This window comes from Bacteroides sp. HPS0048 (assembly GCF_964240755.1).
GTDB classification, from domain to species: Bacteria; Bacteroidota; Bacteroidia; order Bacteroidales; family Bacteroidaceae; genus Bacteroides; species Bacteroides nordii.
In genome coordinates this window covers 41,338-49,012 of sequence record NZ_CAXSVC010000038.1, presented here as the reverse complement: position 1 = coordinate 49,012, position 7,675 = coordinate 41,338, and the positions used below count along the sequence as shown (strand labels likewise).

7 protein-coding genes are annotated in these 7,675 nt (G+C 41.2%); all 7 read left to right on the top strand.

Annotated features, from left to right (window positions below; translation table 11 throughout):
* Window positions 1-378 precede the first annotated feature (378 nt).
* The 7 genes from ACESQI_RS20975 to hisB all read left to right on the top strand — a co-directional run bounded on the left by ACESQI_RS20975 (window position 379) and on the right by hisB (window position 7,662).
* The gene (locus ACESQI_RS20975; RefSeq protein ID WP_373127030.1) at window positions 379-1,335 is read left to right on the top strand and encodes a hypothetical protein; all 957 of its coding nucleotides are present in this window, start codon (window positions 379-381) and stop codon (window positions 1,333-1,335) included.
* A gap of 23 nt (window positions 1,336-1,358) precedes the next feature.
* Window positions 1,359-1,949, top strand: coding sequence for a hypothetical protein (locus ACESQI_RS20970; protein WP_373127028.1), 591 nt, complete (start codon window positions 1,359-1,361; stop codon window positions 1,947-1,949).
* Window positions 1,950-1,963: 14 nt separating this feature from the next.
* On the top strand, window positions 1,964-2,455 hold the full coding sequence (locus ACESQI_RS20965) for a PaaI family thioesterase (RefSeq protein WP_002561775.1): 492 nt from the start codon (window positions 1,964-1,966) through the stop codon (window positions 2,453-2,455).
* Between the two features lie 235 nt (window positions 2,456-2,690).
* Window positions 2,691-3,548, top strand: coding sequence for an ATP phosphoribosyltransferase (gene hisG / locus ACESQI_RS20960; RefSeq protein WP_002561774.1), 858 nt, complete (start codon window positions 2,691-2,693; stop codon window positions 3,546-3,548).
* A gap of 553 nt (window positions 3,549-4,101) precedes the next feature.
* Window positions 4,102-5,394, top strand: a complete 1,293-nt coding sequence (gene hisD, locus ACESQI_RS20955; protein ID WP_002561773.1) for a histidinol dehydrogenase — start codon at window positions 4,102-4,104, stop codon at window positions 5,392-5,394.
* Between the two features lie 13 nt (window positions 5,395-5,407).
* A complete protein-coding gene (gene hisC, locus ACESQI_RS20950; protein WP_007484896.1) occupies window positions 5,408-6,445 on the top strand; it encodes a histidinol-phosphate transaminase in 1,038 nt (345 codons plus the stop codon).
* Between the two features lie 92 nt (window positions 6,446-6,537).
* On the top strand, window positions 6,538-7,662 hold the full coding sequence (gene hisB / locus ACESQI_RS20945) for a bifunctional histidinol-phosphatase/imidazoleglycerol-phosphate dehydratase HisB (protein ID WP_044166212.1): 1,125 nt from the start codon (window positions 6,538-6,540) through the stop codon (window positions 7,660-7,662).
* The last annotated feature ends 13 nt before the right edge of the window (window positions 7,663-7,675 follow it).

Below are 7,675 nucleotides of genomic sequence, written 5' to 3'. Positions count from 1 at the left end.
TAAACAATTAATATTCAATTAAATAACAATAAGAAAAGTACATATGCAATAGTAATTTATTTAATGCGTCGGCCCTGCACCGAGGCTTCATACGTTACTCTACGAGATAGAGCTTTATCGATACCGAAGAAAGAGATAGATAGTAATGGTAGACAACATTTAGCGTAAAACGATATAGATATGAACAAAACTGATTCTTAACTGATTTCAACTACTGATTCGCATTATTATTTGAATCATTAATGAATCTTGTTTGGGTGTACTCTTCTATTGGGGGAAACACTTTTAATCCCTATAATAGTATTTTTTCGGGATTATCATTTATATTTGTAACGCTTCATCGTTGGTGCGATGAGGATCTAGTCAAAATAATACCACATGAAAAATCAAGTATCCTTATATCGGAGGGGGGTATTCTTTCTCTTTTCAGGAATGGTTGTATTGCCGGCTTTGGCACAAACGCAGCAGGAAGTTCCACTCATTAAGTCTACCCGTACTTCCACATATAAAGCTGTTCTTAAAGATACGGCATGGACTGCTGGTCCCATTGTTGCTCAGATTCACTTTGTGAGGTATGATAATCAGGGACGGAAAGTGGTAGAAAACCTGTTGAATCCGGATGGAAGTGCTAAAAATAAACTTCTTTATATATATGATAATGATGGGAAGATAAAAGAGGAGATAACAGCTTCCGTAAAGCAGGGTGGGGTAACGAGAGTTTATCAGTATGATTATGATGGGGAGGGCCGCTTAAACCGGAAAGTAACATTGGATGCCGATCGGAATGTAGTTGGTGAGACTGTTATTTTGCGTAATGAAAATGATAAAATAGTGAAGCGGATCTCCGAAGGTATATCAACAAGAATGAATGATGGAAAGAAAACGAAAAACCGTTGTGTGACGGAAATTGTTTATGATGAAGATGGACGAATAAAAGAAGTAATGGAAGATGATTCCGCTTTTCCAAAGGTGGGTAAGAAAAGCCGTCCATTTGATAAAAGAGATACGATTGCTTTGAAACGTTTCTCTGAAGGAAGTTCGATGCAACCCAAAGTTCCGAAGAATAAAAAGGTAGATTTTGATTATGATGCATATGGTAACTGGGTAAAACGTACGGAATATGACGGAGTAAATCCGGAATTTATTATTGTGCGTACGATTGACTATGCCGGACAAGATACGGATTGGGAGAAGATGTTGCTGAATGGTCAGGTGAAATCAGTATCTCAGACTTCCTATGTGGCTATACCCAAAGGACCTGGTAGTATTGATAAAGGTAAAAAACAGGGTACTTTTTCCGTTGTGAATTTAATAATGAGGGTAGAAAAATATTAGACCAATCTTACTCAGACATAGGTGTGGCAGGTGAAATTACAGAGTACAATTATGATGAAGAAGGCAATATTCTTGAAGAAATAAGAAAATCAGCAACAGGGAAATTATTGAATACAGTTCGGTGGGCATATGATTCGAAGGGACATTTGAAGAGCAAATCATTGCAGGATATCAATGGTGAGGTATTGCGTAAGGGTGTATTCCGTTATGATATAGAAGGAAATTGTATTAGTGAAATGTGGTTCAGCAAAGAGGGGACTAAGTTTAGTGAGTTTCGTTATAAATATGATTCTGCCGGTCAGCTGATTGCCAAAGATGTCCTTTTTCATCAGGAAGCGGGGGAAGAATATGAGCCGTTGAAGTATGAGTGGAACAGCCGTGGACGTATTGCAGAGGAATGGAGAGGATTACCTCAGAATGTTCAACACTATACTTATAAATATAGTGTCCGCGGCGAAGTGATTTCAGGAACTGAACCTGTCCAAGGACAGGCAGATGTAGAATATGTCTATAAGTTTTATAATGATGAGCATGGTAACTGGAAAAAGCGGGTGAAATTTTTTAATGATGTTCCAGTACTTTATGAAGAACGTGAGTATGTATACTATAAATAATAAGGATAAATAATATGAAGAAGATTATCAACCCATGGAAGGGGCTGGAAGGGTATAATTGTTTTGGCTGTGCTCCAAATAATGAAGCAGGTGTCAAAATGGAGTTTTATGAAGATGGTGATGAAGTAGTGAGTATTTGGAAGCCTCGTCCGGAATACCAGGGCTGGATTGATACGCTGCATGGAGGAATTCAATCCGTATTACTGGATGAAATATGTGCCTGGGTCATTCTTCGGAAGTTACAAACGACGGGAGTAACTTCGAAGATGGAGACACGTTATCGCAAGTCAATCAGTACAAAAGATTCACATGTGGTACTGCGGGCGTCTATTCGTGAAGTAAAGCGCAATATTGTATTGGTAGATGCAAAACTCTATAATGAGGCAGGCGAACTGTGTACGGAAGCACTTTGTACATATTTCACTTTCTCACAGGAGAAGTCGAGAGATGAAATGCATTTTCTGGCGTGTGAAGTAGAACCTGAAGAGATCCTTCCTTTAATTTGAAATTAAAATCGAACTTTTTGTGATAATTGTTTGGAGGTTTGAATGGAATGCTTTACTTTTGTCGCTGTAAAGAACAAAAATATGAAATATACTACACATCATCATCATCATTTTCCTAACGAATAACTCGGTGGGCGTGTATGATATTGTGTATATATAATATAAAAACGAGGCTTGCCGATGAGGTGAGCCTTTTTTTGTTTCAATCGTAAATCGTAAAATAACAAATAAAATTATGGGTTTATTAAGAATTGCAGTACAAGCTAAGGGGCGTTTGTTTGAAGAGACAATGGCTCTTTTAGAAGAATCAGACATTAAATTGAGCGCAACAAAACGTACATTGTTGGTGCAGTCATCCAATTTCCCAGTAGAGGTGTTGTTCCTCCGGGATGACGATATTCCTCAGTCGGTAGCTACGGGGGTGGCAGATTTGGGTATCGTAGGAGAGAATGAGTTTGCTGAAAAGGGAGAGGAAGCAGAAATTATTAAACGCCTCGGTTTCAGTAAATGCCGTTTGTCACTGGCTATGCCAAAGGATATAGATTATCCGGGTGTGGAGTGGTTTAATGGCAAGAAGATTGCCACTTCTTATCCGGTGATTCTGGAGAAGTATATGAAGGAGAAAGGGGTAAGTGCAGAAGTACATGTCATTACCGGTTCGGTGGAGGTAGCTCCGGGCATTGGGTTAGCAGATGCTATTTTTGATATTGTTAGCTCAGGCTCTACACTGGTGAGCAATCGCTTGAAAGAAGTGGAAGTAGTGATGAAATCAGAAGCACTGTTGATTGGTAACAAGAACATGTGTGATGAGAAGAAGGAGATTTTGAATGAGCTACTGTTTCGTATGAATGCTGTGAAAACAGCAGAGGATAAGAAATATGTGCTGATGAACGCTCCGAAGGATAAGTTGGAGGAGATTGTAGCTGTACTACCTGGAATGAAGAGTCCGACGGTGATGCCATTGGCTCAGGAGGGTTGGTGCTCCGTGCATACGGTGCTTGATGAAAAACGTTTCTGGGAGATTATCGGAAAACTGAAAGCATTGGGAGCTGAGGGAATATTGGTGTTGCCGATAGAGAAGATGATACTATGATGGGGTGGTGTACTTTTCTTTCGCCTTGATGCGAAAGAAAAGATACCAAAAGAAAGGATCAAGGCTGCATTTTTTCTCCTACTCACTTCCTTCGTTCCGCTAAAGGGGCTCGAACTCGCTTCGCTCAGACAATCGCCCCTTTTTGACGCTTCACTGCGGGCGTTCGCTTGACGGAGAAAAAATGAGGCCGGAGGCCGTTCATCAACGGATACTGAGGTTTAGGAAGGGGAAGAGATATATGATATTAAAAAGTAAGCATATTGCAATATGATTAATGTAATATAGCATACTTCCTTAGTCACAACAAGTATTGTATGCTATTATCCGAATGGGTTCCCCGGCCTCATTTCCGCAGCGTCAAACGGAACGGAGGTGAAAAGCGTAAGAAGGGGCGATTGTCTGAGCGAAGCGAGTTCGAGCCCCTTTAGCTTTTCACCGTAGTGCAGTAGCGGAGGAAATGCAGCCTTGATTTTTTCTTTTGGTATCTTTTCTTTTGTATCAAGGCAAAAGAAAAGTACATCCAAGACAACATAACATTAATAAACTAATAAATATGAAACAAATAAAATATCCTTCAAGAGAGCAGTGGACCGACATATTGAAACGTCCTGCACTCAACACGGAGAGCCTTTTTGATACGGTGCGCGGCATTATCAATCGTGTTCGTGCTGAAGGAGATGCAGCCGTGATAGAGTATGAAGCTACTTTTGATAAAGCAATTCTGACATCACTTGCTGTGACGGAGGCGGAGTTGGAAGAAGGCGTTGCTTTGGTCAGTGAAGAGTTGAAGGCAGCTATCTCTTTAGCTAAAAAGAATATTGAGACCTTTCATGCTTCACAACGTTTTGTGGGGCATAAAGTAGAGACAATGGAAGGGGTGATTTGCTGGCAGAAGGCGGTAGGCATAGAGAAAGTAGGTCTATATATTCCGGGAGGTACAGCACCGTTATTCTCTACTGTATTGATGCTGGCAGTTCCGGCCAAGATTGCCGGCTGTAAAGAGATTGTGCTTTGTACTCCACCTGATAAGAATGGAAAAATCCATCCGGCTATTCTTTTTGCAGCGCAAATGGCGGGAGTAAGTAAAATATTCAAAGCCGGCGGAGTACAAGCTATTGCAGCTATGGCTTATGGCACGGAAAGCGTACCTAAAGTCTATAAAATCTTTGGTCCGGGTAATCAGTATGTCACAGCAGCCAAACAGTTGGTTAGCTTGCGTGATGTTGCCATTGATATGCCGGCAGGTCCTTCGGAAGTAGAGGTCTTGGCAGATGATTCTGCTAATCCGGTATTTGTGGCTGCCGATCTGCTTTCACAGGCAGAGCATGGAGTAGATAGCCAGGCAGTACTGATCACGACTTCTGAAAAGTTACAGGGGGATGTGATGAAAGAAGTGGAACGACAGTTAGCGGAACTGCCACGTCGTGAAATTGCGGAAAAATCTCTTGCCAACAGTAAACTTATTCTGGTGAAAGATATGGATGAAGCATTAGAATTGACTAACGAATATGCTCCTGAACATCTGATTATAGAGACGGAAAATTATAGGGAGATAGCAGAACGTGTAATCAATGCCGGTTCTGTGTTTTTGGGATCATTTTCGCCAGAGAGTGCCGGAGATTATGCCTCAGGAACCAACCATACGCTACCGACCAACGGTTATGCAAAAGCATACAGTGGTGTAAGCCTGGATAGTTTTATCCGTAAGATTACGTTTCAGGAAATCCGTCCGGAAGGTATGAAGGCTATTGGGCCGGCTATTGAAATAATGGCAGCCAATGAACAACTGGATGCTCATAAGAATGCTGTATCTGTCCGCCTGAGAGATATCAATTGTAAATCGTAAAATAAATATCCGCATGAAAACATTGCAAGAATTAACCCGTCCGAATATCTGGAAGCTGAAGCCATATTCTTCAGCAAGGGATGAATATAAAGGGGCCGCTGCCTCTGTGTTTCTGGATGCTAATGAGAATCCATATAACTTGCCCCATAATCGTTATCCGGATCCATTGCAGTACGAATTGAAAAAAGATCTGGGAAAGCTTAAAAAAGCAGCCCCGGAGAATATCTTTCTGGGAAATGGTAGTGATGAGGCTATTGATCTTGTATTTCGTGCTTTTTGTGAGCCGGGCAAAGACAATGCAGTAGCTATTGATCCTACCTACGGCATGTATCAGGTATGTGCCGAGGTGAATGATGTAGAATATCGTAAGGTATTGTTGGACGAACATTTTCAGTTTTCGGCCGATAAGTTGTTGGCAGCCACAGATGACCGGACAAAGCTGATTTTTCTTTGTTCGCCCAATAATCCGACTGGCAATGACCTGCTGCGTTCGGAGATAGAGAAGGTGTTGAACAACTTTGAAGGACTTGTAATATTGGATGAGGCATATAGTGATTTTTCGGAGGCCCCCTCTTTTCTTGCCAGTTTGAAAGAATATCCCAATTTGGTAATACTTCAAACGTTCTCTAAGGCATGGGGATGTGCTGCTATTCGCCTGGGTATGGCTTTTGCTTCAGAGGAAATTATTTCTATTCTTAATAAAATCAAGTATCCGTACAACGTCAATCAACTGACACAACAACAAGCTATACAAATGTTACATAAACATTATGAGATAGATCGTTGGGTGAAGGCTTTGAAGGAAGAACGAAAAGAGTTGGAAAATGCTTTTGCGGAATTGCCTTGTGTGCTGGAAGTGTTCCCTTCGGATGCAAATTTCTTTCTGGCCCGTGTGACGGATGCTGTGAAGATTTACAATTATCTGGTAGGAGAGGGTATTATTGTTCGCAATCGCCATAATATATCACTGTGTTGCAATTGCCTTCGTGTGACGGTAGGTACACGTGCTGAAAACGGAAAGCTAGTAGAGGCGTTAAAGAAATACAAATAATTATTCAATGTGCCCATATGTCAATGTGCCAATTGGCTGCACTATAGAAATAGGCCGCATGGCAATTGGCACATTATTATATTATCATTTCCATGAAGAAAAAAATATTATTTATTGATCGTGATGGTACGCTTGTTATTGAACCTCCTGTAGATTATCAGCTTGATTCATTGGAGAAACTGGAGTTTTATCCTAAAGTGTTCCGCAATCTTGGCTTTGTTCGTAGCAAGCTCGATTTTGAATTTGTTATGATCACCAATCAGGATGGTTTGGGGACCGATTCTTTCCCGGAAGCTACCTTTTGGCCGGCTCACAATCTTATGTTGAAAACTCTGGAGGGTGAAGGTATTACTTTTGATGATATCCTGATAGACCGTAGCTTTCCCGAAGAGAATGCCCCGACTCGTAAACCGCGTACCGGAATGTTGACTAAATACATTGATAATCCGGATTACGACCTGACAGGAAGTTTTGTGATTGGTGATCGCCCTACCGATGTCGAACTGGCCAGGAATTTGGGATGTCGTGCTATTTATCTGCAAGATTCTACAGAGTTACTGAAAGAGAAGGGGTTGGAAGATGTCTGTGTACTGGCTACTACTGACTGGGATAAAATAGCCGAGTTTCTTTTTGCCGGAGAACGTAAAGCAGAGGTAAGGCGTACTACAAAGGAAACGGATATCTTTGTTTCTCTGAATCTGGACGGTAATGGTACTTGTGATATCTCTACAGGACTTGGCTTCTTTGATCATATGTTGGAGCAGATAGGTAAGCATTCCGGTATGGACCTCACGGTTAAGGTGAAAGGGGATCTTGAAGTAGATGAACACCATACTATCGAAGATACGGCTATTGCTTTGGGTGAATGTATTTATCAGGCATTAGGAAGCAAGCGGGGAATTGAACGTTATGGTTATGCTCTTCCTATGGATGATTGCCTTTGTCAGGTATGCCTTGACTTTGGTGGACGTCCCTGGCTGGTATGGGATGCAGAGTTTAAACGCGAAAAAATAGGAGAGATGCCTACTGAAATGTTTCTCCACTTTTTTAAATCTCTGAGTGATGCTGCAAAGATGAATCTAAACATCAAAGCCGAAGGGCAAAATGAACATCATAAGATTGAAGGAATATTCAAAGCATTGGCTCGTGCGCTGAAAATGGCTTTGAAGCGGGATATTTATCATTTTGAACTTCCCTCAAGTAAAGGGGTGTTGTAGTAGTGATAAGTGA

What these genes read in the sequence shown, in the direction of transcription:
- ACESQI_RS20975 (WP_373127030.1), top strand. Translation starts at nt 379, where the DNA reads ATGAAAAATCAAGTATCCTTATATCGGAGGGGGGTATTCTTTCTCTTT.
- hisC (WP_007484896.1), top strand. Translation starts at nt 5,408, where the DNA reads ATGAAAACATTGCAAGAATTAACCCGTCCGAATATCTGGAAGCTGAAG.
- hisD (WP_002561773.1), top strand. Translation starts at nt 4,102, where the DNA reads ATGAAACAAATAAAATATCCTTCAAGAGAGCAGTGGACCGACATATTG.
- hisG (WP_002561774.1), top strand. Translation starts at nt 2,691, where the DNA reads ATGGGTTTATTAAGAATTGCAGTACAAGCTAAGGGGCGTTTGTTTGAA.
- hisB (WP_044166212.1), top strand. Translation starts at nt 6,538, where the DNA reads ATGAAGAAAAAAATATTATTTATTGATCGTGATGGTACGCTTGTTATT.
- ACESQI_RS20965 (WP_002561775.1), top strand. Translation starts at nt 1,964, where the DNA reads ATGAAGAAGATTATCAACCCATGGAAGGGGCTGGAAGGGTATAATTGT.